This window comes from Pseudomonas sp. DVZ6 (genome assembly GCF_024259445.1).
In the GTDB taxonomy this organism is placed as follows: domain Bacteria; phylum Pseudomonadota; class Gammaproteobacteria; order Pseudomonadales; family Pseudomonadaceae; genus Aquipseudomonas; species Aquipseudomonas peradeniyensis.
The window spans coordinates 105,271-130,683 of the sequence record NZ_JANCLM010000007.1 but is presented as its reverse complement, the minus strand read 5'-3'; the positions used below and the strand labels follow the sequence as shown (position 1 = coordinate 130,683).

Below are 25,413 nucleotides of genomic sequence, written 5' to 3'. Positions count from 1 at the left end.
GGATCAACGTTTCAGCTGGCAGCCGCCGATGGCCGCTTGCAGGGCCTGCAAGGGTTGCGGTCGATCGAAGATCAGCTCGATACGCGAGTCCTTGCGCCATTCGCTGGAACGCCACTCCAGCGTCCCGCCTTCCAGGCCGTTGAACGACTGCCAGCCTTCCGTGCTGTGGATAACACCCTTCGCCCGGCGCCACACCCATTGCTCGAGAACACCGCGCAGCACCGCATTGTCGAAGCATTGGTCGGGATGCCAGCGCCAGCCGACGCTCCAACCTCCCTCCCCCTGCTGAAACTGGCAGATCGGCTGTCGTGGATCAGTCCACAGGGTGGGCAACGGCACTGCACCGTTATCCACAGGCAGGCTGCCAAGGTCGAGAGTGCCTACTGCTACGGGGGTTGAAACAGGCAATACGGCAAGTGGCAGTACCCCGTGATCCGTCCAGCATGACGGTATTGCGGGCAGTGATGCAGTTATCAACAAGCGTTCGGCTTCATCCACAACGCTCGCCTTGTTGAACACCAGCATCCCCGCCTTCGCCAGTGCCTGGTGCTGAGCCTCAGGCAGGACGCCGCCCCGGGACAGGGCTGCGGCATCCAGCACCATCAGCAGTGGCTGGACCGACAGTATGCCAGTCCAGGGTGCGCGTCCCAGTTGCTCCAGCAACTCGAGCGGGTGACCGAGGCCGGACGGTTCGATGAACAAGCGGTCCGGTCGCGCCTTGCGCAGCAAGCGGCCAAGCCCCACCTGGAACGGCGCGCCATTGACGCAGCACAGGCAGCCTCCCGCCACTTCACCGATGGCGATGCCCGCCTCGTCGCGGCTGAGCAAGGCAGCATCGAGGCCGACCTGGCCGAACTCGTTGACCAGCACGGCCCAGCGCTCGCCATCTGGACGCTGGTCCAGCAGCTGGCGGATCAGGCTGGTCTTGCCGGCGCCGAGGGGGCCGGCGATCACATGGGTGGGGATGTTCTGCAGCATGGCTCGGTATCGGGGTGGATTGATGGCAGTCTATACCGCCGGGCCCCGCGATTCATGCCAACCAATCCAGGCTCAGCAGCAATCGGCGCTCCCCGGCAGGCGTCAGCGGTGACCGGTGGACCAATCCCGCGCCCTCGTTGCCCAGCCACTTCTCGCCTTTGAGCAGGGCCACTTCTCCCGCCACCAGGCGCCGAATGTTATCCACAGGCGGCGGTGACTGCTGCAAGCACGAACGATCGATCGCACCTTCCGCCAGCCATTCACTGCCCGCGCCGGCATAGGTGCTGAGCAGGCGCACCGGCACATGGTCCACATGCATGCGCGGACACATCGCCCCTTCCAGTACCCGCACACGCACACCGAGACGACGGGCTCCCAGCAGGCAGGTATAGGCGGCCACCAGCCAGGCCACATCCGCGACGAAACCGTCATAGCCGTGCAGATCGGCGGCCTCCCTGAGCAAACCGGGCAAGGCTGGCGGGTGGCGTTCATCCACCTCGATCACCCGCTCATCGGCCAGGGATTGGCCAAGGCTGAGCACCAGGTTGGCGAAGTCCTCCACCTGGGCCGGCAGGCGGCGCTGCCAGACCGCCAGGTTGACGCCATCCTGAAGAATGTCGGTCATCACCTGGGGCGACTCACCGAACACCTGGCGGATATCCACAGTCATGCCACCGCGTCCTCATGCCAGGCACCGAAAGGATCGGGCAGCCGCAGCCAGGCCATCGGTCCAGTTTCCATCTCCTCGTCCGTGAGCAGGCAGGCCTCCAGCTCTGTGGATAACCGCTGGAAGTCGATGTTCTGCCCGATGAACACCAGTTCCTGGCGGCAATCGCCGCTTTCCACCAACCACTGCTTGAGGATCGCCGCGGTGTTCTCTTCATCCTGCGGCCATTGCTCGCGTGGCACGAAGCGCCACCAGCGCCCCGCCAGGCCGTGACGCATCATGCCACCGGCCTGGGACCAGCTCCCGGCCTCCTGGTATTTGCTGGCCAGCCAGAAGAAGCCCTTGGAACGCAGCAACCGGCCGTTGCTCCAGGGCGTGTGGATAAAATCGAAGAAGCGCTGCGGGTGGAACGGCCGACGAGCCTGCCAGGTGCTGGCGGCGATGCCGTATTCCTCGGTTTCGGGTACATGCTCGCCCCGCAGTTCGCGCAGCCACCCCGGAGCCTGGGCTGCCTGGTCGAAATCGAACAGGCCGGTATCGAGGATGCGCGACAGCGCCACCTGGCCCATCACCATCGGCACGATCTGCGCCCGGGCATTGAGGCTGCGCAGGATGGCCACCAGCTCCTCGCGATCAGACTGGCTGATCAGGTCGATCTTGCTCAGCAACAGCACGTCGGCGAATTCGACCTGCTCGATCAACAGGTCACTGATCGAGCGCTCGTCCTGCTCACCCAAGGTCTCGCCACGGCTGGCCAGACTCTCGGCGGCCTGGTAGTCACGCAGGAAGTTCAGCCCGTCGACCACGGTGACCATGGTGTCCAGGCGCGCCATGTCGGAGAGGCTGCGCCCCTGTTCGTCGCGAAAGGTGAAAGTCTCGGCGACCGGCAGCGGCTCGGATATTCCGGTCGACTCGATCAGCAGGTAATCGAAGCGGCCCTCACTCGCCAACCGCGCCACCTCTTCCAGCAGGTCCTCGCGCAAGGTGCAACAGATGCAGCCGTTGCTCATCTCCACCAGTTTTTCTTCGGCCCGGTTCAGGCTGACGTTGCGCTGGACCTCGCTGGCATCGATGTTGATTTCGCTCATGTCGTTGACGATCACGGCGACGCGCAGGTTGTCGCGGTTGCGCAGCACATGGTTGAGCAGCGTGCTCTTGCCGGCGCCGAGGAAGCCGGACAGCACGGTGACAGGGAGACGGTTGGGCATGACTAACCTCATCGGGCAGGCGCATTCGAATCGATGCATTGCACAATGTTATATTATAACAATACAATTTCGCCAAGCCGTGTCGACCGAACGGTTGTCTGGAGAGCGTCATGAAATCATCCGGCCTCGCTGCCTTGCTGCTGCTCGCAACACCCACGCAGCTCTTCGCCATGCCCCACACCGACCTCGCTCTGTGCACCCGCAGCGCGACCTTGCTCGCCTGCCAGGATGGCCAGGGCAACTACTACAGCGTCCGTACCGAAGGCAGCACCTTCTACCTGCGTGGCTACGAAGTGGCAGGCAAACGCCTGTGGGCTCAGACCAACAGCCGCTACGGCACGCTGACCTTCTTCACCGGGCTGGCCAGCGACGGTGAAGCCTGGGTGGGTTACAGCCGCCGCATCGGCTGGACCACCCTCAACCGTGTCTCCAGCTCCAGTGGTCAACGCTTCAACCTGCACTGCAGCCTTGTCGGCGGTTGCCGCTGACTGCCATCACTTCAGGATCCTTTCATGTCTAGCCTCGCCCTTCCCGACATCGCCGCACAGAGCAGCCAGCAGGCACTGCCGCTGGACTGGGTCGGCATGTGCGGTATCGCCCTGCCACTGCTGGTCGACGGACGCAGCCTCGGCGCACACGCCGATGCCGGCGTGAGCCTGGATGACGGCGCAGCCCGGGGCATCCATATGTCACGGCTGTACCTGGCGCTGGAAGCGCTGGAACAGCAAGCGTTGAGCCCGCAGCTGATTCGCCGGACGCTCGAGCATTTTCTCGCCAGCCACGATGGCCTTTCGAACGCCGCCTACCTGCGCCTGGCATTCGATCACCTGTTAAAGCGCCCAGCGCTGGTCAGCCCGCTGGCAGGCTGGAAACGTTACCCGGTGAATATCGAAGCTCGGCTAAAAGATGAAATGTTCCACGTGGAACTATCGGTGCACATTCCCTATTCCTCGACCTGCCCGTGCTCGGCGGCGCTGGCCAGACAGCTGATCCAGACGCAGTTCGACCGGGACTTCGCTGGCCAGTCGCTGGAGCGGGAACGTGTTCGCCAGTGGCTTGGCAGCAGCGACGGCATCGTTGCGACACCCCACAGCCAGAGGAGCTTGGCCAAGCTGCAAGTCCGCCTGGACGGCGACGAGTTCAGACTGACCGAGTTGATCGAGACTGCGGAGGCAGCTTTGGGCACGGCCGTACAGACGGCAGTAAAGCGCGCCGATGAGCAGGCCTTTGCCCTGGCCAACGGACAGAACCTGATGTTCTGCGAGGATGCCGCCCGCCGCCTGCATGCGGCCTTGCGAACGCTAACGGGCGTGAGCGGCTTCAGCGTGCGCGTGGAACATGCAGAGAGCCTGCATGCCCACGACGCAGTGGCGGTCAGTCGTTATCGCTGGTGACAGATCAGATACGCGGCTTGACGGTTCCACAGTCATTCCCAAGCCACACCGCCCGGGTGTCCATGCTGCCCTGCTGCTGGACCCCGGAGGCATTGAAGGTGCCGTTGACCTTGGTCAGGAACTCCCGGTCGCTGAGGAAGGTGGCCTGGCCGTTGCCCTGGGCCTTGGGGCAACTGAACTGGAATTTCCAGACATTGCCATTGCGCTCGGTGATCTTCTGCGTGCACCCCGACTGCGGATCCTGCAGCGGAATGTCATTGGTCTTGACCTGCTCCGCAGTCAGGCACGAACGCACCCCCTTGCCCCCCACCGTGATGCCCTGCTTGGCCAGGGCACCCTCCATCATCGCCCGTTGCTCGGGCGGCAGGTTCTTCAACTGACCGAGCATGAACTCCATGTCCGGCAACGGCTTGCCATCGACCTGCATGTTGCTGGTGGTCAGTTCCCACAGGCCGGGTTGCAGCATCTGCGCATGAACCAGCGGGCTGCCCAGCCCCAGTACCAGGGCGAGCAGTGGCAGACGAATCTTCATGGATGAAAGCTCCTCGAAATACCGGCTCCGGCCGGACTGAGCCGTTAGACGTCAAAATCGCCTGTGGGTTGCAGGCATACCCTCGAACGTGGTCTGTTAGCAGCAGTGCTCTCGGCAAGCAGGATGCGTATGGATTTCCACAGCCCCTACTTCTTCGGTTACTTGCTCGGCCTGATTCATCTGCTCGGCCTCATCGCCGCGCTGCATGCGGTGTTCACCGTGCGCACCGCCCAGGGTGCGATCGCCTGGGCCATGTCACTGCTGTTCATCCCCTACCTCACCCTCATCCCCTACCTGGTGTTCGGCGCCCGTTCCTTCTACGCCTATATCCAGGCGCGGCGCCAGGCCAACCAGGAAATGCACGTGGCCATGGCCAACCTGAACTGGCGGCCCTGGGTGGAGGAAGCGTTGACCGCCCGCGAGTCCGACAGCTACGCCGCCCTGCGCGCCATGCCCAAGCTGGGGCGCATGCCGTGCCTGGCCAACAACGAGGTGAAGCTGCTGATCGATGGCGCCGCCACCTTCGAGGCGATCTTCTCGGCCATCCGCACCGCGCGCGACACCGTGCTGGTGCAGTTCTTCATCATCCATGACGACGCCCTCGGCCGGGAGTTGCAGCAACTGCTGCTGCGCAAGGCCGCCGAGGGGGTGCGGGTGTTCGTGCTGTACGACCGCGTCGGCAGCCATGCCCTGCCAGCCAGCTACAGCCAGGTGCTGCGCGACGGCGGCGTACAGATCGAAGCGTTCGCCACCCGGCGCGGCTGGTTCAACCGCTTCCAGGTCAACTTTCGCAACCATCGCAAGATCGTCGTGGTCGATGGCCTGCTCGGGTTTCTCGGCGGCCATAACGTAGGGGACGAGTACCTCGGGGCGCACCCCAAGCTGTCACCGTGGCGCGACACCCATGTGCAGATCGGCGGTCCGGTGCTGGCCTGCCTGCAGGAGTCCTTCGCCGAGGATTGGTACTGGGCCACGCGCCAGCTGCCGCCGCTGATCCTGCCCGACGTCTACCCGGAGAACGGCGTGCTGTGCCAGGCCTTGGCCAGCGGCCCGGCCGATCCACAGGAAACCTGTGCGCTGTTCTTCCTCGAGGCGATTCACTCGGCCACCCGACGGGTCTGGATCACCAGTCCCTATTTCATCCCCGACGAAGCCATCTTCGCCGCCCTGCGCCTGGCAGTGCTGCGGGGTGTCGACGTACGCATCCTGATTCCCTCGCGCCCCGACCACCGCATCGTCTACGCCGCCTCCAGCCTGTTCGCCTTCGAGGCGGTGCGCGCCGGGGTGCGCATGTTCCGCTACCTGCCGGGCTTCCTGCACCAGAAGGTGGTGCTGGTTGACGATGAGGTCAGCGCCATCGGCAGCGCCAACCTCGACAACCGCTCGTTCCGGCTGAACTTCGAGATCACCCTGCTCACCGTGGACCGCGCTTTCGCCGACCAGGTCGAACGGATGCTGGAGAATGACTTCGAGCAGGCCCGGGAGATCACCGCGGAGGACAGCCGCGACACCCACCGCCTGCAACAGCTGGGGATGCGTATCGCACGGCTGATTTCACCGATCCTGTAGCCCGGCGAGCCTTGTCGGCACGCCGGGCTAGCCGATCAGCGATAGAGGTCCTCACGGGTCCACGGCAGGTCGTGGTGGCCGTCGGCGTAGGGCTTCACCGCGAGAATCTGGTGCAGGTTGATCCAGCCCTTGGTGAAGGCGTAGGCGCAACCGGCCAGGTACAGGCGCCAGATACGCAAGGTCTTCTCCGGCACCAGCTCGGCGGCGCGGTGCAGCTGGTTCTCCAGGTTCTCGCTCCAGTGGTTGAGGGTCTTGGCGTAATGCAGGCGCAGGCTCTCGATATCGACCACCTCCAGGCCCGCCTCGCAGATCCGCGCCGTGATCATCGAGATATGCGGCAGCTCGCCGTGGGGGAACACATAACGGTCGATGAAGTCCCCCGCGCCACGGCCAACCGGACGACCATCGACGTGCTTGGCGGTGATGCCATGGTTCATCACCAGGCCACCTTCACGCACCGCGCCGAACAGCCGCTGGCAATACAGCTCGAGGTTGGCATGCCCGACGTGTTCGAACATGCCGACGCTGACCGCCTTGTCGAAGCGACCATCCTGGGGCAGGTCGCGGTAGTCGAGGATCCGCAGGTCGACCTTGTCGGCCAGGCCCTCCTCCTTGACCCGTTGGCGACCGAGCTTCAGCTGCTCCTTGCTCAGGGTGATGCCAAACACCTTGGCGCCGTACTCGCGGGCGGCGAATCGCGCCAGCCCGCCCCAACCGCAACCGACATCCAGCAGGTAGTCGCCGGCCTGCAGGCGCAGCTTGCGGCACAGGTGGTCGAACTTGTCCTGCTGGGCCTGGGCCAGGGTGTTGTCCGGCTCCTTGAAGTAGGCGCAGGAGTAGACCATGTCCGGGTCGAGCCACAGTTGGTAGAAATCGTTGGACAGGTCGTAATGGTAGGAAATGGCTTCGGCATCGGTGCGCTTGTCATGGGACGTGCGCTCCGGCAAGAACTCGTCTTCATCCTTGAGCAAGGCTTCGCTGAGCTCGTCGCAGACCCGGATGACTTCGCCGATATCGCCTTCCAGCTCCAGTTTGCCCTCGACAAAGGCGGAGCCAAGCGCCTCCAGGTTCGGATGGGTGAGCTGGGCGATCAGCTGGGGTTCCTTGACCAGGATGGTGACCTGCGGGCTCGGCCCCAGATCGAACTGGTTGCCGTCCCACAACTTGACGCGCAAAGGTAAGTGCAGGCTCTGCAATGCGGGTGGAAGTTGCGCAAGCATTCATGACCCTCCCTTTCATTGATACGGGACGTCAGGCCTCAAGCTGTCGGACGTCACCGGATCAGGGTAGTTCATTCGTGCGAAGTTTCCGTTAATCGCGACCATAGTCTAGAACTATCTGGTCCGGGCCGCACAACAGATTGTATACAATTTCAATCGCTCAGACTAACCTTGTGCCCCTCTTCGCTTCCTCACACTCTCGGAGTAACGAAACCCATGAAATCCTATGACGTGGTGATCATCGGCGGCGGCCCCGGCGGCTACAACGCAGCGATCCGCGCCGGCCAGCTGGGCCTGAGCGTGGCCTGTGTCGAGGGTCGCTCGACCCTGGGCGGCACCTGCCTGAACGTCGGCTGCATGCCTTCCAAGGCGCTGCTGCATGCGTCCGAGCTGTATGAGGCAGCCAGCGGCGAAGAATTCGCCCACCTGGGGATCGAGGTCAAACCGACCCTCAACCTGGGCCAGATGATGAAGCAGAAAGACGAAAGCGTGACCGGCCTGACCAAGGGCATCGAGTACCTCTTTCGCAAGAACAAGGTCGACTGGGTCAAGGGCTGGGGCCGCCTGGACGGCGCCGGCAAGGTGGTGGTCAAAGCCGAGGACGGCAGTGAAGCCACCCTGCAGGCCAAGGACATCGTCATCGCCAGCGGTTCCGAACCCACGCCGCTGCCTGGCGTGACCATCGACAACCAGCGCATCATCGATTCCACCGGCGCCCTGTCGCTGCCCCAGGTGCCCAAGCACCTGATCGTGATCGGCGCCGGCGTGATCGGCCTGGAGCTGGGTTCGGTGTGGCGCCGCCTGGGTGCCGAAGTGACGGTGATCGAATACCTGGACCGCATCTGCCCGGGCACCGATGAGGAAACCGCCAAGACTCTGCAGAAGGCCCTGGCCAAGCAAGGCATGACCTTCAAGCTCGGCAGCAAGGTGACCCAGGCCACATCCAGCGCCGACGGCGTCAGCCTGACCCTGGAGCCCGCCGCCGGTGGCAACGCCGAAACCCTGCAGGCCGACTACGTGCTGGTGGCCATCGGTCGCCGTCCTTATACCAAGGGCCTTAACCTGGAAAGCGTGGGGCTGGAAACCGACAAGCGCGGCATGCTCGCCAACGACCATCACCGCAGCACGGTCCCGGGTATCTGGGTGATCGGCGACGTCACCTCCGGCCCGATGCTGGCGCACAAGGCCGAGGACGAAGCGGTGGCGTGCATCGAGCGCATCGCCGGCAAGCCCCACGAGGTCAACTACAACCTGATCCCCGGCGTCATCTATACCCGCCCGGAATTGGCCAGTGTCGGCAAGACCGAGGAGCAGCTCAAGGCCGAAGGCCGTGCCTACAAGGTCGGCAAGTTCCCCTTCACCGCCAACAGCCGGGCCAAGATCAACCATGAGACCGAAGGCTTCGCCAAGGTTATCGCCGACGCCGTCACCGACGAGGTGCTGGGCGTGCATCTGGTTGGCCCGAGCGTGAGCGAGATGATCGGCGAGTTCTGCGTGGCCATGGAATTCTCGGCCTCGGCCGAGGACATCGCCCTCACCTGCCACCCACACCCGACCCGCTCCGAGGCGCTGCGCCAGGCGGCGATGAATGTGGATGGGAAAGCGATGCAGATCTGACGCAAAGCCTTGCGTTAAACCGTGTGGGAGCGGCTTTAGCCGCAAAGCAAGCGATTCGGTGGATGGCACCGGCTTCGCCGGTGTTCGCGGCTAAAGCCGCTCCCACAGGTACTACGCCAACCTGTCGGAGCGGCCTTGCCCCACGAGTGCTCGACCTAGCCGTGGGCCAGTTGTTTATCCACACCCTCACGGAAGCGCGACGCCAGGAATGGCGTGATATCCAGCGGTAACGCCTCGTTGTGGACAACCTTGTCCAGCAACACACCGGTAATGGCCGACGTGAGGATTCCTGTACGGAAATGTCCACAGGCATTGAAATAGCCCTGCACATTATCCACAGGCCCGAGGATCGGCAGCTCGTCCGGTGACCCCGGGCGCAGGCCGGCCCAGGTGCGCTTGAGGTTCACCTGCGCCAGCTGCGGCACGCAACGAATCGCACCCTGCACCAGGCCGCTGATTTCCGGGAAGGTGTTGCTGACATCGAAGCCCTTCTCTTCCGTGGTACTGCCGATCAGGATCTCGCCATTGTCCTTCTGCGCCATGTAGCAATCGCTGGTGGTGATGCAACCATCGAGCAGCTTGGGCAGGCGTTCGGTCAGCACGATCTGGCCCTTCACCGGCTTGACCGGAATGCTCTCCCCGGTCGCCCATTCGCTCAGCTCGGCGGCCCAGGCGCCAGCGGCATTGATCAAGGTGGCGCAATGGAACTCGCCGGCCTCGGCGGTGCGCACGCCCTTGATCCGCGAGCCTTCATGCAGCACGCCGGTGATGTTCACGTTCGGGTACAAATCGACGCCGTTCTGCCGCGCCGCCTCCATGTAGGCATCGCCCAGGCGGAACGGGCTGACCTGATGGTCGCAGAGAAACTCCAGCGCGCCATTGGCCTTGAGCGTCACCGCCGGCTCCGAGGCCCGCAGCGCGTCGCGGTCGAGCCAGCGTACCTGGTCGGCCAGGTGCGGGATCTGTTTGACGATGTGCTCGGCGTACAGTTGGTCTTCTTCATCCTGGATGATGTACTTGAGCCCGGTGCGTTCGAACTTGAAGTCCATCCCGTGGCGCTCGATCAGCTCCTGGTGCAGCTGTGGATAAAGCGCGTTGGACTGCAGGGCGAAGTCAAAGAAGCACTCCGGCAGGATGTGCGGCGTGCTCGAGTCAACCACCACCGCCGCGCCGTTGGCCTCACGCTTGTTGCGCGAGGACATCATGCGAAAGAAGATCACCCCGCAGCCCAGTCCCACCGACTCGCCGATGGCCCACAGGCCGCCGGCCGAGGCACGGGTGGCGTTGCCCGGGCGCTTGCAGTCGATCAGGGCGATCTTCAGGTTGTGCCGCTTGGACAGCTGGTAGGCACAGGACGCGCCGATCACGCCGCCACCGGCAATGATGATGTCGTAATGCTTGTTCATGCTCAGGCCTCCGTGCCGAGTTGTTCGAATGCGGAAAATGGGATCGGGTCCACCGGGAAGCGCGGGCGCAGCCAGCCCACGTCCGGACGTCCAGTGGCGCTGCGCAAGCGGTCGCTGCAGTAGCCGACGCACATGCGCCCCTGGCAGTCGCCCATGCTTACCCGGGTACGCATCTTCAGGCTGGCCATGTCCTCCACGCCCTGCTCCAGGGCCAGGTCGATCTGATCGCGAGTGACGTTTTCGCAACGGCAGATCACCGTGTCGGCCTGGGGCAGCTGGATCTGCGCCGCGCCGCGCGCGGTGTAGCGTTCCACCCCGGAGCGGAAGCGCTTGATCGCCGCCAGCTTGCCGAGGAAACGCTCACGGCGCTCGATCGCCTGCTCGGCATCGAGCTTGCCCATCTGCTGCAGCATCGACACCGCGGCGATACGCCCGGTGAGCATTGCCGCCTCGCCACCGCGAATACCGGCCATGTCGCCGGCCAGGTGAATGTTCGGCTGGCTGCTCTGCTGCCACACGTTGCATTCGGCGCGCAGGTAGCCGTCCTCGCTGAAACCATGGGCCAGGCCCAGTTGCTGGCTGAGCTGGGTCCGTGGAATGAAACCGTAGCCCACCGCCAGGGTGCGCACCTGCTCGCGCTGGATGCGGGTCATGTCCGGCTGCCAGTCCTGGGTGTAAGGGGCAACCTGGACCTCCTGCAACTCGCCGTCACCCGTGGCGCCCACCACGCCCCAGCCATAATGCATGGGGATGCCGTTGAGCTTCATGTAGGCCAGCATGCTCAGGCCATCGAGGAACAGCTGCGGCTTGTTCATCAACGCCAGGCTTTCCTTGGCGATACGGTTGAACGAGCAGGCTTCGTACACGCCGGCTACCTTGGCGCCGGCGGCGTGCAGCTGGCAGGCGACCAGCGGCAGCAACGGCCCGGTACCGGCAATCAGCGTGCTGCCCAGTGGCTTGACCACGCCACTCTTGATCTGTAGCTGCAAGCCGCCGAGCAGGATCACACCGGGCAAGGTCCAGCCGGGGAACGGCACGTTGCGCTCGTGGCATCCGGCGGCCAGCAGCAGGTGCGAGTAGTCGATCTCGTGCAGTTGCTCGTCAGCGTCGAGGACCATCAGCCGTTGATCGTCCCCGCCCACCACGCGATGGTTCAGGCGCAGGTCGATGCGCTCGGCGCAGGCGGCGAAATCTTCATGCAGCTTGGTCAGGGCCTTGGTGTAGCGCGGCCCCAGGTAGCCCAGGTCGACACCCGCGCGCAGCGGGCCACGATAGACCACGCCACCGGGGCGCGAGGCCTCGTCGAACAGCAGGCAATCCACGCCATGTTCAGCCAGCTCGATGGCGGCGCCCATGCCGGCCGAACCGCCACCGACGATCACAGGACGAAGGCTCATGGATGGGCCTCCTCTTGCACGCGGTTGACCTCGGTCTCGATGCTCATGCCCGGCTTGACGATGGTCTGGCAGGCGCGACGCTTGGGACGACCATCGATCTGCACCAGGCAGCAATGGCAGACGCCCATGCCGCAGTAGGCACCGCTGAGCTGGCCATGATCGTTACGCGCCAGCTGGCGCAGGCCAACGGCGTTGAGCACGCTGAGTACGGTTTCGCCAGCACTGGCGACCGCAGGCAGGCCATTGACCAGCAGGGTCATTTCAGCGCCTTCCAATGGCTGGATATCGTGCTTTCGTTGCAGCGTCTGCATTTCCTGTCGTCCTTGATGACTGATGGGTCGGGCGACGTTAGGGCAAACAACGAGGGAAAACATTGATCCATGCCAGAGGCACGTTTAAGAAATGTCCTACAGCGACAGACGTACAATCGCGTAGGACAAGAGCGCTACAAATCCATTGTCGAACACTCAGAAATAAAAAGCCCCTGGCGGACCAGGGGCAATCGGTAGCCTTTGGGGGCTCGCAATATAGTTTGACACAGCCCCCCCCTGAAGTTCGCGGTCTCCAGCAATAAGACCTACCACTGCGATCGAATCATAGTTTGACACAAGCAGATGCCCCTTCGAAAAAGGGTACTCCGTTGCGCGGAATATAGTTTGACACAGACAGCGACAAGTCCGCTCAAAGCGACCTGGCCTGTGCACTTCAATCCCGTTCAGGCCATGTACCGCACGCCAAGTCACCCAACGCCGTTCGGTAACGTGGTGATCATTGAAGAGGCCCTGTGGGAGTACAATGGGCACAGGTGAACCAGTCGAGGCCCCTCATGACCCAATCAGCGCGCACGACGGTCAAATGCCAGGACCCTGGTGATGGCTCGGGGGATGTGATCGTGGAGTTACCCCCAGACATCCTGAAAGAGCTGCGCCTTGCCGTGGGCGACAAGCTCAGCATCGAGATTTTTGAAAGCGTGATCGTGCTCAGGCCAATCCGTGATCCTAATCCAGGCTAGCCGCTGACTGTGCCTGACCGGTCTCAGCCAAAGCAGTTTGCGCACGGTCCTCAACCATCTCGATCAATTCAAAGTGTTTGGGGAACTCGCGCTTAAGCCAGTCACTCGGCACGAAATGGTGATCTAGGTGCACAGCAGTGCTCTGACCATCACCAGATGCACAGAGCATCACGTTCATCTCAGTCTCGTCACCCGCCATCGCCGCCGGCACGAACACCACCCCGCCGTCACTCACACCGAAGGATCGTCGCCACTCGGGAAAACGCTTTCCATCTGGATTGGAAACGCAGAACCAGTGAATCTTGTTCATTTAGTCATTCTCGAATGGCAGTAAAGTGGAATACGGCAATTCGTCGCCTTCAACCGCGGCAAGCACTTGGTCAAGCACTGCGGCCGATGCATCAAGGGCTCCCAATATCACATAGAGCTCACTCATCAGGTTAGCTCTCGCCTGCCGATCAATACCAGCGTCCCCAGCGACCGTTTCAGCCGAATCGAAGGCTTTGTTCACGCTTGTCTCACCAATGAGGTAGCGGGCACCACAGCCACAGAGAAACGGATGATTGCCATTGTAGAAACGGTCTTTTGCCTCCCAGCCGTACAGTTGTGGATCGATGGGCTTGCCACATTTGGGACAGAAAGCGGGTTGTCCGTCGGTAAGGTAAAGCATGCGAGAAGATCCTTTCGCTGATCCTGAGGTAGGTCATGCCATGTATCGGTATGTCCGAGGCATTGTCATGCCGCACATTCCACCCTGTCCACGAAAGGTACAAATGTTCATTGGTCTGATTCCTCGGAGCGTATACGCAAGTAAATCAGGCCCCAAAGCGTGATATCACTGGGCTACAATCAGTCACAGCACTCACGCTCAGCCATCACGAACGCCTGATGATGCCTGGCCCGAAATATGGATATTTCAATGCCCACGTCTGCTGCACCCCGAACAATTCCAATTCTGTCCTCCCCGTCGCCGAGCAGTGGCCCTGCGCGCGGGCACCTTGGCGCGCGCCGCCGATAGGAACCACGACTGTCTATGAATTACTTCACCGATACGGCAGCCAACATCCTTGGCAATAAAAAGCTGCGCAGCCCCCAGATCGAGGCCTACATAAAGGCGCAGGAGCATTTCGAGAACTCCAACGAGGATGCGTTGATCGTCCTGCCAACGGGGACGGGCAAAAGCGGGCTGATTTCCATAGTGCCGTTTGGCCTGGCCAAGGGTCGTGTATTGATCATCACACCGGGCTTAGTCACGAAGCAGAGCATCCGAAAAACCCAGGATCTGCTGGAAGACAACTTCTGGATCAATTTCGATGTGATCTTCAGTGCCGAGGATCTACCGGTCACCTGCGAATTCACCTCGGACACACATCAGGCCAGCCTGGAACAGGCCCACTTCGTCTACTCGAACATTCAGCAGGTGTACAACGAGCGCGGGCAGTCACTCATAAAGCGTGTGGCCCCTGACTTCTTCGACCTGATCATCATTGATGAAGGACACCATGCGCCGGCGGGCAGTTGGCAGAAAACCTTGGCCCATTTTGCAAACGCCAAGAAGATTTTCGTAACTGGCACCCCGTTTCGCGGCGACAACCAGGAAGTGCCAGGCAAGCTGATTCACAAGACGCCGCTGTCCGAGGTGATGCGTGATCGGTATGTAAAATGGCTGAGGAAAGAGACTGTCAGTGCTCATGAGCTCTACTTCACAATCGCTGAACAGCCGGGGACCCGCCTCTCCAAGGAGCAAGTCCTCGAATACAAGGACCGGGAATGGGTAGAGCGTAGCGTCGCCCTGTCTCCAGAATGCTCAATGGACGTTATCGACCTGAGCATTCAGAAGCTGGATGAGCTTCGGAAAACCTCTCCAGACGTGCCCCACAAGATCCTCGCTGTTGGCTGCAGCATCACCCATGCCGAGGACCTGCGCACCTGGTATCAATCCAAGAACCTGACTGTGGCTGTCGTGCACAGCTATATGGAACAGGCCGATATCGCTGCGGCATTTCGGGTGATCGATAACCACCAATGCGATGTCGTCATCTCCGTGAATATGTTGATGGAAGGCTACGACCATCGGTATCTCACGGTTCTCGCGCTTTTCCGTCCCTACAGAAGCGAAAACGCTTTTGCACAGATCGTCGGTAGGGTCCTGCGGGCAATTCCGGACGAGGAAATCACGGCCTTTGAAATCGATAACAACGCCGTGGTGATCTATCACAAGGAGACCGGTCTGGATGCGATGTGGACGGCCTTCCAAACTGAGGTTGATCGGGCAAAACACCAACGGACCCGCGACTACACCATCACAGACGAGGACTACACCCGCAAAGAGCAGGAGCTGGGTGGTGTTTCCACCTCCGAAGCGTTTGTGAGTGACCGGGACTCCTACCTGGTAGACCTGGACTTCAACAAGATTTTTTCTGAGAAAAGGGCTGAGGTCGAATCCATCGCGACCCAGAAGGTTCAGGCGCTTGCTGGTCTCGAAGGCTACGACGCGGATGTTCTGGCACAGCTCAAGAACGTGTTCCTCAATGCTGAGACGAAGAAAGCGGCTCAGATCATTGACCCAAACCTTGTGGAGAAGCGGCCGGAGATCGCTCGCAAGCAGCTGCGCGAGATCCTGACGAAGAAGGCTCAAGACGAGGTCGCGACGCTGCTCAGCGACCTGCAGATCCCAGAAAAAGCTTCTACCCTTTATCCGATATTCAAAAACCACCTGCCGATGGTGAAACCGAACACACCTAATGACGGTATACTGGTGAGCTTTATCAACACCAAGCTGGCGAAGAAATTCGGCAGGGTTGCTGACCGCGACAATGGCTTGCTAACTAGGTCAATTGAGGACGTGGAAGTGATCATCGACGAACTGAGGAGAATGCTGAAATGAGTCTTGAATCCATCAAAATGCTGGTTGATGAGCTCTCGACTCTTCACGTAACCCGTGGCGTTCAGCCTAGCGAGCTTATCGACAATCTCTTCGAAGAGGACTACGTCGCGTCTTCGGCCCAAAAAACCTCTCAGGGCTTGGTGTTCGAGCTGACCTTCCAAGAGGCAGACGATGACGGTGCGTCGAGCAAGGTCACCATGCGCTATAGCTATGACCTCAACCGACACCTGGTGCTTGTGGAACAAAAAGTCGCGGCCAAGCGATTCAGCGTTCAATGGGATCGTGCCCTTGCCGTCCAAGAGCGGTTGGGCAAGCTTGAGGCACTGCTCGCTGAGCGGCTACCGCAGGAAAAGGTCGCCGCAATCCTTTCAACCATGCCCCAAGATTACATGGCATTAGCCCCTAGCCTGAAGCTGGTTGCCTAACCTGCCTTATTCTCACTGCGGCTGATCTTCATCCAGCCATGATCTCGCCGCAGTGAATGTGCTCGATACGCCGATAGGTCTCATACAGAGAGATCAGGTCTCCTTGAGCCATGATCTCTAGAGGAGTTCGCCCCTCAAAGAAGGGGTTGGAATTCTTGAAGCCTGGAAACCCCTTCACGTTATCCTGGTTGCTGAACGCAGCCCTCAAAAAGCCGTGGATGCCGATTACCAGTCCGATCCGCTGCTGCTGATCCAGATCTAGTCTTTGCCCACATTCCTGCCCTTGGGCAGCGCGGCGGAACGTCGACGGGGAAATTCGCAGAATGCTGCAGGCTTGCCCAGGAGTCGCTCGCCAGGCATCGATGATCCGGAGCGCGACCTTCAGACCGACCGAACACTGCTCCCTAGTAAGACGCTGGCTGTTGACCATGGTCTCAACTCCTACACTTTTCCCTTAGTTTACTGCTGAGCCTGCACGCGAGCAAAATCGCGGCCGTCATGTGCAGCAAAGAAAGTGCTCACCTCACGGTTTTTTTCGTGACCCCTTTTCTGGTCTATTGCGGTAGAAAGCATTTCCACCGAGGACCACATTGAAGCCAGGAGGCCCCTGCCAGTCCCGAGATACACCCGTAGACTTGAGTACAGCCTCGGGATCTACACCGTTCTTTTCGAAATTATCTAAATCCCACTCAAACAAACTGACGATTGCTTGAAACGCTGAAAAAGGGACAGTAGAGACAGCTCTAAGACTTCCTCCACCTATTGGAAGCTTGAGTCTCGTCATATCGTCGATGGCACAAATTATCCTCCTTAGTCGAAAGTGCCAAACAGATTCAAGCAGTGACTCTGCCTGCTGAGCGGCAAGAGGAAATCTACGCTTACGTATGGGTGTATCCCCCGGCAAGGACACAGGAAGCAGTTTTTGCAGATTACTGAAATTGACCCGCTTCTGGCCCCTAGAGATTTGGTACATGTCCTCCGCCCCCTTCAACAGGATGGCGGCAAATGCGCTGTCTCGGGGATCAGTGGCATCCTCGGACTCAGTGGGTGCTGGGGTTGGCGCAGTGAGCTTGCGCAGCAGCCAAGGTTTATCGTTCTCGTAAAGCCACTTGGTGGCCTTATAGGCGTTGCTCCAAAGATACTCCAAGCTGGCATGTTCTCGAATTGCCAGCAGGGTTTCGACTTTCTGACGAAACTTCTCCTCCTTGCCGGGTTTTGGCTTTTCATTCAGAGTACGTAACCTGACGCCTGCCACACCTTGGAGAATATGCTCCTTCTTCAGGGCATGCTCAAATTCTTCAGCGCTACCGAACAAGTGCTGCGCAATGATCAAATGCCGCGAAAGAGGCATATCCACTTGATTATTATGATGAGTAAACCTTATCCACTGGTTGTGTTTCCCTGCTGCATAGGCATTATCCATCTGCGAAAGGGATTCATCACCATACTTATCACGAATGCTATCGAATAGCTTCGCGGTACCCGCAAGACTCCCGTGTACGAATCCTCGTTTCTGGCACTGTCTAATATATGTTGAGCACAATGTTTCACTGCTGTGCGGCGGTATATTGCGCTGGAGGAGTTCATGTGCGAACTCTGAAAACTTCCTCTCAAGAGGAGTTCCCTTGTTCACTACCGCAGGTGTAAGCGCGCTCCAACCGCATACACACGGCTCGGAGAGGACTGGCAGCAACCGAAGCCTTCGGAAGAACGGCAGCGAGCATTTCGGACATGCATGCATCAGGGAATCACCATGACGCCAGCAGACGTACACACCAGGCAAATGGTGTGACCGATGCCAGTACGCATACCCCAGCTCAAGAAGGTCCTGCTCCACGCAGGAGCGGCAAAGCTTTGCCTTGCCATGGACCATTATCTCTCGACGAGGAACGCGGACAACCCCAGAGAAACTGAGGCCTGGAGTGGCGCTTACCGCTTCTTGACTTACGCCCAAAAACGGCCTGTAGGCGGGAAAGGTGGTATTCGTGCTGACGAGGTCATCCAGATTCCTCTCCGTGTCGCCGGGCAGCCTGGTAGCGAGCACGTCAATTTTCTTGGGCAGCATGCCTACGTTGAACGGCTCCGAGCCAAACAGGTCGCGGAAAGTCTCCCTGGCGGTTCTGTTGCCTGAAAGGAAGTGATAGCGCGTGATGCGAGAATGAAGCATCTCGTCCGGCATAGACATAGGGAAAAACAGAAGATCAGACATCGGTTACCGACTTACAAGGCAGGGCTCGGAAAGGACGCACATCCAGTGATCGGCATACTTGTAACACACTAAATCCTGTATCAGGGTCAGGACTTTTGAGAATTTACACAAGCAATAACGTCATACAGCCAGTCTGCTCTAACACTTTACTAGAAGATATCCATGCGTATTTCTAGCCCATACAAATCACGTACACGTCAGGCATTCCGAGGGCTGGAGGCTGATCCAACACGTCAGAATGCCCTCACACTTTCTCGAAAAAAGTACGCCTGCATATACGTTCATTTATAGGTGGCCATCTCTGGCCAACTCCCGAGCATTGCTAGAGAGTGGCCAGAGGCGATTAGCCTTGTCAGGCACTTCTCGCAGATAGCCTAGGGGCTACAGGGACTTAGTTTTTTCGGATATCAACGATCCTGGCAGTACTGCCCTCCATCCGGAAATCAAACGCTACCTTGTCTCCAACCTTCAAGTCATCGAGCTGTTGCGCAGAGGCTTTGAAGCCCATGGTCATAGCCGGCCATTTCAACGCCGCCACCGGTCCATGCATTAGGGTCACTTTGCCGCCCTGGGCGTCTATGGCCTTTACCGTCCCTTCAGCGTGAGCGGCAGGTGATGATTGGGCTTCCTTCATATCCATACCATCCATGGTCATCCCGGCCGTGACGTCTTGAGCTTGCGCGCCTGATGCGAAAGCAAAGAGCAATGCAATGCTGAGGTAGCGCTTATTCATCGGATGTCTCCTGGTGTTGAATCATGAGGTACTACAAGATCGCGGCGTCGGACCAGCCAATACGCTGCGGGAATCACGAAGAGGGAGAGCAAGGGGGCAGTCAGCATTCCGCCTACCATGGGTACGGCGATGCGGCTCATCACTTCGCTGCCGGTCCCACTGCTCCAGAGAATAGGTAGCAAGCCTGCAACGATAACTGCCACAGTCATCGCCTTCGGTCGGATGCGCTGCACCGCGCCCTCGCGAATTGCCTCCAGAAGCGCATCCTGCGTGCGCTCGCTATTGGCTTTCCTCTCAGCCCAAGCGTTATTCAGGTATATCAGCATGATCACCCCGAACTCCGCCGCGACCCCGGCCAAGGCAATGAAGCCAACGCCGGTGGCCACCGACAGGTTGAAACCCATCAGGTACAGCAACCACACACCGCCGGTGAGGGCGAAAGGCAGGGTGCCCATGATCAGCAGCGCCTCGCCCATGCGTCCAAAGGTCAGGTAGAGCAGGACGAAGATGATCGCCAGGGTCGCCGGCACCACCCAAGCCAGCCGTGCGTTGGCGCGTTCCAGGTACTCGAACTGCCCTGAATAGCTCAGGCTCATGCCAGGATTTAGCTTCACTTCGCGGTCAACTGCCCGACGGAGGTCAGCGACCACAGACGACAGATCACGCCCGCGTACATCGATGTACACCCAGCCAGAGGGGCGGGCGTTCTCGCTCTTGAGCATTAGCGGGCCTTCGGCAATTCCCACGCGGGCCACGGTGCCGAGGGTGATCTGGCCCCCTTGTTCGGTGTAGATCGGTAGCTGACGCAGGGCGTCGACTGAGTCGCGCCATTCGCGGGGATAGCGCACGCTGATCGGGTAACGCGCCAACCCTTCGACCGTCTCACCGATGGTTTCGCCACCAATGGCGCCGGCGACAATGGCCTGCACGTCGGCGATGTTCAAACCGTAACGGGCAGCAGCCTGGCGGTCGATGTCGAGATCGACGTATCGCCCTCCGGTCAAACGCTCGGCAAGGGCTGAGGTCACGCCAGGTACAGACTTCGCTACCCGTTCGATAGCCAAGGTCGTGCGGTCGATCTGCGCCAGGTCGCTGCCAGCTACCTTCACCCCGATCGGGCTTTTGATACCGGTGGCGAGCATGTCGATACGATTGCGGATCGGGGGTATCCAGATGTTGGTTAGGCCCGGTACACGTACAGTACGGTCGAGCTCCTCGACCAGTTTCTCGCTGGTCATTCCAGGCCGCCACTGATCCTTCGGCTTGAGCCGTACGATGGTCTCGAACATCTCCAGCGGTGCTGGGTCGGTGGCAGACTCTGCACGACCGGCTTTGCCGAACACACTGGCGACTTCTGGCACCGTGCGGATCAGCCTATCAGTGCGCTGCAGCAGCTCCGAGGCCTTTTGCGCCGACAGGCCTGGTAGGGCCGAGGGCATATAAAGCAGATCACCTTCATCCAGCGGAGGCAGGAATTCCCCGCCCAAATGGCTCAATGGCCACAGGCTGCTGAGCAAGATTGCCAGCGTGCCTAGCAACGTCATCCATGGCCGGCGCAGCACTACCTCCAACGCCGGGCGGTACAAGCGAATCAGCCCTCGGTTGAGTGGATTACGTTCTTCGGCAGGTAATGGTCCACGAATCCAGTAACCCATCAGCACCGGCACCAATGTCACGGCCAGCCCTGCCGCCGCCGCCATGGCGTAGGTCTTGGTGAACGCTAAAGGTGCAAACAGCCGTCCCTCTTGGGCCTGTAATGTGAACACCGGGACGAACGACAGGGTGATGATCATCAGGCTGAAGAACAACGCCGGCCCTACCTCCACGGCGGCATCTGTCATGACCTTCCAGTGCTCGGCACCACGCAGCACCTGCCGCGGATTGCGTTCGTGCCAGGCCTCAACCCGCTTGTGCGCATTCTCGATCATCACCACAGCGGCATCGACCATCGCTCCAATCGCAATGGCAATACCACCAAGGGACATGATGTTGGCGTTGATTCCCTGGTGGCGCATGATGATCAGCGCGATCAGTACACCCACTGGCAATGAGACGATCGCAACCAGCGACGAACGCAGGTGCCACAGGAAGGCGGCGCACACCAGTGCGACCACGATGAACTCCTCGATCAGCTTGTGACTGAGGTTTTCAACGGCGCGATCGATCAATTGGCTGCGGTCATAGGTAGTCACCAACTCGACGCCGGCGGGCAGGCTCTTTTTCAGCGTTTCGAGCTTGTCCTTCACGTGTGCGATGGCTTCCTGGGCATTCTTGCCGCTGCGCAGGATTACCACGCCGCCCACGGCTTCGCCATCGCCGTCCAGCTCCCCGATGCCCCGTCGCGCTTCCGGTCCGAGCTGAACCCTGGCTACGTCGCCCAGTGTCACTGGCGCACCGTTGGCGGCAAGGCGCAGGGGTATGGCGCGAAAATCGTCTAGCGTCTTCAGGTACCCCGAGGCCCGCACCATGAATTCAGCCTCGCCCTGTTCCAGCACGCCGCCACCCGTTTCCTGATTGGCCTTTCCGATGGAGGCTGCCACCTCGCCCTGGGTGATGCCGAGGCTGGCCATGCGCAGAGGATCAATTACCACCTGATACTGTTTGACCATGCCGCCAATGCTCGCCACTTCGGCGACATCTGGCACGGTCTTGAGCTCAAAGCGCAGGAACCAATCCTGCAGGCTGCGCAGTTGTGCCAGATCATGCCCGCCACTGCGGTCGACCAACGCGTACTGGTAGATCCAACCAACGCCTGTGGCGTCCGGCCCGAGTGCTGGCTTGGCCGTTGCGGGTAGGCGTGACTGAACCTGGCTGAGGTACTCCAACACGCGGGAGCGCGCCCAGTACAGATCCGTGCCATCTTCGAAAATCACATAAACGAAGCTGTCGCCGAAGGCGGAAAAGCCCCGCACGGTCTTGGCTCCCGGCACCGATAGCATGGTGGTGGTCAGCGGGTAGGTGACCTGGTTTTCGACGATCTGGGGTGCTTGCCCTGGGTAGGAGGTGCGGATGATCACTTGAGCGTCTGACAGATCGGGCAAGGCATCGATCGGCAGACTGCGCAGCGAAAATATCCCCCAGGCCACCAGAAACACAGTGGCAAGCAGAACCAGTATGCGATTGCTCACTGACCAACGAATCAGTTTTTCGATCATGGCTGGTTCTCCAGCGCATTGATCTGCTCGATGACCATGCCATCGTCGCGCTCGCGAATACCAAAGCGGATACGCTCACCCACCTTGAGCGGGGTAATCAGCGTGGGGTCAGCCACTGGAAAAGTCATGGTCATTCCTGGCATTTCCAGGGTGACGAAAGGCCCATGGGCAATGGTCAGCTGATTACCTTCAATTTGCACGATTCGACCGTCTGCTTCATGCAGTTCTGGCGGTTGCGAGGCGGCAGGTGAGTCCGAGACGGTGGTCGCCTCAATTCCTTTGAGGCTGGCTTCGGAGTCGATCAGGAACTGTCCGGATGCCACGACTTTTTGCCCGGCCTGCAGGCCTTTCAAGATGGCAACCTGGCCGCCGCTCTCCTGGCCTAGCACCACCTCCACTGGACGGAAACGGCCTTGCTCTTCGGCCACCATTACCAGGTCACGTTTGCCGGTGCGGATTACGGCCTCGGCGGGTAGCAGCAGGCTGTCATCGGTGTTCTCACCTGGGCGCAGCGCAACCTGCGCGGTCATCCCCGGCCTTAGTCGGCCAGCTTTGTTGGGCAGTTCAATACGCAGGCGCAAGGTACGGCTTTGCAGGTCTGCATCCGCGAGTAGAGCTGTCAGTTTGCCCAAAACGGTCTCGCCGGGATAAGCCGGTAAGTGGGCCTCTACTGCTTGTCCCTCGTGCAGCCCACTTGCCTGAGCTTCCGGCACGGCGGCTTCGAGCCACACATTCGCTATGCCATTAATGCGTGCCAGGGTTGCGCCAGATGCCAGGGCCATTCCTGGGCGCAGGTCTAACGCCTGGATTACCCCGGCGCTCGGTGCGACCAGTGTTACCTGCTTCTGCACCTTGCCGATGCGTGCGACCCGGTCGACCAGATCACCCGGCATTCCGGCCAGCAGCAAGCGCTGGCGTGCTGCGGCTAGTAACTGCGCATCGCCCATGTGGCGTATCGCGAGAAACTCTTCCTGCAGCCCAACCCATTCCGGAGCTAGTACATCCGCCAGAGGCGCGCCCTTGGCCACCACGTCCCCTGTGGCTCGGCCATAGGTGCGCTCAACGAAGCCTGCGGTGCGTGCCTGGAGCACACTGAAGTCCCGCTCATCGAAGGCCAGCACACCACTGACCTGCAGAGTGCGCTGCAGCCGGCCACGGCTCACCGTCGCCAGGCGCACCCCAAGGTTCTGCTGAACGCCTTGGCTGATTTGCACCGCTGGCTCTGCGGGGTCTGTGCCTTCTTCGGCGTATTTCGCTACCAGTTGCATGTCCATGAATGGCGACTTGCCGGGCGCTGGGAAGTGCTGCTGCGGGTACATGGGGTCGTACCAATACAACGGCCTCTGCTCTGCTGCTGTTGCGGGTGCTTGTGCGGGTTGGGCCGGATGTCCCAACCAGTAGCCTGTCCCGACGCCAATAGCCAGGGCGAGTGCGGTGATCAAACCGATAGCCCTGTTGTTCATGCACGCACCTCGCCATATACGAAGTGCAGGCGGGCGGCGGTCGCCGCTAGCTGCCCTTGCAGGTCTATATCCTGTAACCGTGCCTCGATGCGTTGACGCCGCGCTGTGAGCACCTCTTCTAGCGTCGACTTGCCTGCCCGGTAGTCGGCCAAGGCCAGGCTGACCCTTTGTTCAGACAGCGGAAGCAAGGTTTCGCTGCTACGGGTCACCGCCCGCTGCAGGCGTTGGTATTCCGCCAGATCAGCTTCGAGCTGCGCGGTGTGTTCACGTAGTGCCGCTTCCTGCTCGTCCTCCAGCTGACGTACTTGGGCTCGGCGAGCGGCGATCATCGGGTCTTGCCGCGAACCGCTGAACATCGGCAACTGAAAACTGACCTGGACACTGACCATGTTGCTGAATTCAGGCCCGCGGCGTTGGTAGTCGACCTGCCAGCCCCAATCCGACTTTTTCTCGGCGATAGCCTGCTGCACCTGGGCTTGCGCTTCACGGGTCATGGCCCCATAGGTGGCCAGTTCCGGATGGGCGTGCAGGGAGTGCAGGTAGTCAGGTGCGCGTACCGGCCACTGCGGAAATGCCTGCGCTTGTGCATCGGCGTCCTGTCCGATCCAGCGTTTAAGTGCGGCGCGGGCTTGGGTGGCCTGGGCGAGCAGCTGGTCCTTCTGCTCTTCCAGTTGTGCGGCCTCCTGGCCGGGGGCCAGGGCATCGGCGGAAGCGCCTCCACCAGCGGCCAGGCGCGCACGCACCGCCGCTGCCAGCAGGCGGTTTTCGCTGAACAGCATGTCGAACTGCTGCAGTTTGCGTTGCAGGGTGTATGCAGTAATCCAGGCCTGTGCCGTGGCGGCGCGCACTTTCAAGCGCTCAAACAGCGCTTCGGCATCCGCCCGCTCGACTGTGGCCTGAGCGGTTTCGACCCGCGCTTTGCGTTTGTCGCGATTGGGCACCTCCTGAGAAAGACCGACCACCTGCATGGTCATGAAGTCTCGGTTGGTACTCCAACGATCACTGCCGTCCACTGGCAGGTTCTGCACGCCGAGATTGAGTCGTGGATCGGGCAATTCACCCGCTGGCATAACTGAGTGGCGCGCCGCGGACGCCTGCTCCTGGCGTGCTTGAAGCGAAGGTGCGTTGCGTTCGGCGAGTTGCAGCGCATCGTCCAGAGTGAGCGAATTCGCCTGCGCCGATAGCGCCGGCAGCAGGAGTACCAAGGCGGCAGCAAGCATCCGCCCTGAATGGGAACATAGGGGAGTCATGAAGATGATTCCTCGAAAAAACCAGCGCATAGGCGCGTGTCATCGTTCAGCCGCCGAGGCAGAACAATGGTGTGAGTTTTACGAAGGAATCAGGCCCGAGGAGGGCGCCAGTGATCGGGGGGAGCCCTGGTTAGAAGGCTTTGACCGTAGGTATCGACGGGACGTGGAGTGGCGAAGGTGAGTGCGGGCTCGACCATGCTGACCTGCAGTGTGCTTGCAGTTCTACATTCCTGACCGACTTTACAGGCTTTGGATGAGTGTTGGTTGGGCTTTCCGTTGTCTTGATCCTGG

The 25,413-nt window shown here is 60.6% G+C and carries 23 protein-coding genes; 7 read left to right on the top strand and 16 right to left on the bottom strand.

Going from position 1 to position 25,413, the window contains the following annotated elements:
* Nucleotides 1-3: 3 nt before the first annotated feature.
* The 3 genes from NMG10_RS06335 to zigA are packed head-to-tail and all read right to left on the bottom strand — an operon-like array spanning nt 4 to nt 2,853.
* Nucleotides 4-978: a GTP-binding protein gene (locus NMG10_RS06335; protein WP_254463997.1), complete on the bottom strand. Its 975-nt coding sequence runs from the start codon at nt 976-978 to the stop codon at nt 4-6.
* A gap of 52 nt (nt 979-1,030) precedes the next feature.
* Nucleotides 1,031-1,648, bottom strand: a complete 618-nt coding sequence (locus NMG10_RS06330) for a DUF1826 domain-containing protein (RefSeq protein WP_254463996.1) — start codon at nt 1,646-1,648, stop codon at nt 1,031-1,033.
* A complete protein-coding gene (gene zigA, locus NMG10_RS06325; RefSeq protein ID WP_254463995.1) occupies nt 1,645-2,853 on the bottom strand; it encodes a zinc metallochaperone GTPase ZigA in 1,209 nt (402 codons plus the stop codon). The genes NMG10_RS06330 and zigA overlap by 4 nt, the downstream gene beginning before the upstream one ends.
* 110 nt (nt 2,854-2,963) lie before the next feature.
* Between zigA and NMG10_RS06320 the strand changes: the two genes are divergently transcribed.
* Both NMG10_RS06320 and folE2 read left to right on the top strand, forming a co-directional pair.
* Nucleotides 2,964-3,341 carry a glutamine synthetase gene (locus tag NMG10_RS06320; protein ID WP_203649300.1) on the top strand — a complete coding sequence of 126 codons (378 nt, stop codon included), beginning with the start codon at nt 2,964-2,966 and terminating at the stop codon, nt 3,339-3,341.
* Between the two features lie 24 nt (nt 3,342-3,365).
* On the top strand, nt 3,366-4,247 hold the full coding sequence (gene folE2 / locus NMG10_RS06315; RefSeq protein WP_254463994.1) for a GTP cyclohydrolase FolE2: 882 nt from the start codon (nt 3,366-3,368) through the stop codon (nt 4,245-4,247).
* Between the two features lie 4 nt (nt 4,248-4,251).
* Here the strand turns inward: folE2 and NMG10_RS06310 are convergent, their stop codons facing one another.
* Nucleotides 4,252-4,779 carry a DUF3617 domain-containing protein gene (locus NMG10_RS06310; RefSeq protein ID WP_234560807.1) on the bottom strand — a complete coding sequence of 176 codons (528 nt, stop codon included), beginning with the start codon at nt 4,777-4,779 and terminating at the stop codon, nt 4,252-4,254.
* Nucleotides 4,780-4,908: 129 nt separating this feature from the next.
* On the opposite strand from NMG10_RS06310, the gene cls reads away from it, so the two are divergent.
* Nucleotides 4,909-6,348 (top strand): cardiolipin synthase, encoded by a 1,440-nt coding sequence (gene cls / locus NMG10_RS06305; RefSeq protein ID WP_234560806.1) that lies wholly within the window; start codon nt 4,909-4,911, stop codon nt 6,346-6,348.
* A gap of 35 nt (nt 6,349-6,383) precedes the next feature.
* On the opposite strand, the gene cfaB is transcribed toward cls, so the two are convergent.
* On the bottom strand, nt 6,384-7,568 hold the full coding sequence (cfaB, locus tag NMG10_RS06300) for a C17 cyclopropane fatty acid synthase CfaB (protein ID WP_254463993.1): 1,185 nt from the start codon (nt 7,566-7,568) through the stop codon (nt 6,384-6,386).
* A gap of 216 nt (nt 7,569-7,784) precedes the next feature.
* Between cfaB and lpdA the strand changes: the two genes are divergently transcribed.
* Entirely contained in the window at nt 7,785-9,185 is a 1,401-nt protein-coding gene (gene lpdA, locus NMG10_RS06295) for a dihydrolipoyl dehydrogenase (protein WP_254463992.1), read from the top strand.
* Between the two features lie 155 nt (nt 9,186-9,340).
* Here the strand turns inward: lpdA and hcnC are convergent, their stop codons facing one another.
* Genes hcnC through hcnA form a run of 3 tightly spaced genes read right to left on the bottom strand, consistent with a single transcriptional unit; the run spans nt 9,341 to nt 12,299 of the window.
* Nucleotides 9,341-10,591, bottom strand: coding sequence for a cyanide-forming glycine dehydrogenase subunit HcnC (hcnC, locus tag NMG10_RS06290; RefSeq protein WP_096049068.1), 1,251 nt, complete (start codon nt 10,589-10,591; stop codon nt 9,341-9,343).
* 2 nt (nt 10,592-10,593) lie between these two features.
* Nucleotides 10,594-11,988, bottom strand: a complete 1,395-nt coding sequence (gene hcnB, locus NMG10_RS06285) for a cyanide-forming glycine dehydrogenase subunit HcnB (protein ID WP_186712253.1) — start codon at nt 11,986-11,988, stop codon at nt 10,594-10,596.
* Nucleotides 11,985-12,299: a cyanide-forming glycine dehydrogenase subunit HcnA gene (gene hcnA / locus NMG10_RS06280; protein WP_050707591.1), complete on the bottom strand. Its 315-nt coding sequence runs from the start codon at nt 12,297-12,299 to the stop codon at nt 11,985-11,987. Before hcnA ends, hcnB begins: the two co-directional genes overlap by 4 nt.
* Before the next feature lie 515 nt (nt 12,300-12,814).
* Between hcnA and NMG10_RS06275 the strand changes: the two genes are divergently transcribed.
* Nucleotides 12,815-13,000 (top strand): AbrB/MazE/SpoVT family DNA-binding domain-containing protein, encoded by a 186-nt coding sequence (locus NMG10_RS06275; RefSeq protein ID WP_254463991.1) that lies wholly within the window; start codon nt 12,815-12,817, stop codon nt 12,998-13,000.
* Here the strand turns inward: NMG10_RS06275 and NMG10_RS06270 are convergent.
* The gene (locus NMG10_RS06270; RefSeq protein WP_254463990.1) at nt 12,987-13,310 is read right to left on the bottom strand and encodes a hypothetical protein; all 324 of its coding nucleotides are present in this window, start codon (nt 13,308-13,310) and stop codon (nt 12,987-12,989) included. The two genes, NMG10_RS06275 and NMG10_RS06270, sit on opposite strands and share 14 nt — an antisense overlap.
* Nucleotides 13,311-13,670 carry a hypothetical protein gene (locus NMG10_RS06265; protein ID WP_254463989.1) on the bottom strand — a complete coding sequence of 120 codons (360 nt, stop codon included), beginning with the start codon at nt 13,668-13,670 and terminating at the stop codon, nt 13,311-13,313.
* Nucleotides 13,671-14,033: 363 nt separating this feature from the next.
* Between NMG10_RS06265 and NMG10_RS06260 the strand changes: the two genes are divergently transcribed.
* Both NMG10_RS06260 and NMG10_RS06255 read left to right on the top strand, forming a co-directional pair.
* Nucleotides 14,034-15,887 (top strand): DEAD/DEAH box helicase, encoded by a 1,854-nt coding sequence (locus tag NMG10_RS06260; RefSeq protein ID WP_254463988.1) that lies wholly within the window; start codon nt 14,034-14,036, stop codon nt 15,885-15,887.
* Nucleotides 15,884-16,312, top strand: a complete 429-nt coding sequence (locus NMG10_RS06255) for a hypothetical protein (protein WP_254463987.1) — start codon at nt 15,884-15,886, stop codon at nt 16,310-16,312. Before NMG10_RS06260 ends, NMG10_RS06255 begins: the two co-directional genes overlap by 4 nt.
* A 28-nt stretch (nt 16,313-16,340) precedes the next feature.
* Here NMG10_RS06255 and NMG10_RS06250 read toward each other — a convergent pair whose 3' ends face one another.
* The 6 genes from NMG10_RS06250 to NMG10_RS06225 form a co-directional block, all read right to left on the bottom strand.
* The gene (locus NMG10_RS06250; protein ID WP_254463986.1) at nt 16,341-16,742 is read right to left on the bottom strand and encodes an antitoxin Xre-like helix-turn-helix domain-containing protein; all 402 of its coding nucleotides are present in this window, start codon (nt 16,740-16,742) and stop codon (nt 16,341-16,343) included.
* A 93-nt stretch (nt 16,743-16,835) separates the two neighbouring features.
* Entirely contained in the window at nt 16,836-18,521 is a 1,686-nt protein-coding gene (locus NMG10_RS06245) for a TnsD family Tn7-like transposition protein (RefSeq protein ID WP_254463985.1), read from the bottom strand.
* 391 nt (nt 18,522-18,912) lie between these two features.
* Nucleotides 18,913-19,254, bottom strand: a complete 342-nt coding sequence (locus NMG10_RS06240; RefSeq protein WP_254463984.1) for a copper-binding protein — start codon at nt 19,252-19,254, stop codon at nt 18,913-18,915.
* Nucleotides 19,251-22,409, bottom strand: coding sequence for an efflux RND transporter permease subunit (locus NMG10_RS06235; RefSeq protein ID WP_254463983.1), 3,159 nt, complete (start codon nt 22,407-22,409; stop codon nt 19,251-19,253). Before NMG10_RS06235 ends, NMG10_RS06240 begins: the two co-directional genes overlap by 4 nt.
* A complete protein-coding gene (locus tag NMG10_RS06230) occupies nt 22,406-23,872 on the bottom strand; it encodes an efflux RND transporter periplasmic adaptor subunit (protein ID WP_254463982.1) in 1,467 nt (488 codons plus the stop codon). Before NMG10_RS06230 ends, NMG10_RS06235 begins: the two co-directional genes overlap by 4 nt.
* Nucleotides 23,869-25,122, bottom strand: a complete 1,254-nt coding sequence (locus tag NMG10_RS06225) for a TolC family protein (RefSeq protein WP_254463981.1) — start codon at nt 25,120-25,122, stop codon at nt 23,869-23,871. The genes NMG10_RS06230 and NMG10_RS06225 overlap by 4 nt, the downstream gene beginning before the upstream one ends.
* Between the last annotated feature and the right edge of the window lie 291 nt (nt 25,123-25,413).